The sequence below is a fragment of the Vibrio sp. 03_296 genome (genome assembly GCF_002265885.1).
The window spans coordinates 1-791 of record NZ_NPKW01000879.1 but is presented as its reverse complement, the minus strand read 5'-3'; the positions used below and the strand labels follow the sequence as shown (position 1 = coordinate 791).

Sequence of the window (791 nt, the reverse complement as noted above, 5' to 3'; positions counted from 1 at the left end):
GTTCAACCTAAAGAAGCGCCTATCAGGTTTTTCTAAGAATAAACAAGGTTTTACCTGCACTGGCACTCTAATAGCTCCCAATACGGTATTAACGGCACTGCATTGTGCAATTGATGATCTAACTGCACACTTCTTATATTCACAAGATGACAAGGGAACGATTGATAGTATAGAAGCTAAAGTGGTTAACTCATATGACCCTAATTACTTATATACTTTTGATGACCAAGATTACCGTTACGATATCGCTATTCTAGAGTTAGATAGTACTCCGATATGATAGAATCGGCTCCCCGTAGCATCCGGAAGTATTCCATTAGGCGCAGAAGTCTATCCATTGGGTTACTCTTCTGGACAACTAAAACAATGCCTATTCCTGCTAAGGTGGTACAAAAGAGCATTCCAAAGCGTACTACATGAGCATTATTTCAGATGCCCCAACTACCATACTATTCAAACAGTTACTTTAACCAATCTCGTCATGCTGGAGATGAAAGGCGATGCAGTTTTCTTGAACAAAACTATATATTGAATGACCTAGCAGCGAGTAGAACTGAGTTCACTATTGCAGTTGAAAATCCACCTCTCCGCCCCTCCCATAAGGATTATTTTTAGATAAGGATAGCGGATTTACCACTAAGTATAGTTCGACAACAGGGGATAGTGGCGGGCCACTAATTTATAACGGTGAAATCTATGGTGTAGCCAGTACAGTAACTAATTCTTATGCACCACCATACAACGTTGCTACTTACTATGAAGGCTTTGAAAGAGAAGGCGCTTTTAACTGG

At 40.2% G+C, this 791-nt stretch carries 1 protein-coding gene and 1 pseudogene; both read left to right on the top strand.

Annotation, left to right across the window (positions count from 1 at the left end; genetic code table 11):
- Positions 1-280, top strand: a 280-nt coding sequence (locus tag CIK04_RS28570; RefSeq protein WP_128824741.1) for a trypsin-like serine protease, incomplete at its 5' end; no start/stop codon positions are given.
- 370 nt (positions 281-650) lie between these two features.
- Positions 651-791, top strand: a pseudogene (locus CIK04_RS35820) (trypsin-like serine protease); the annotation flags it as partial.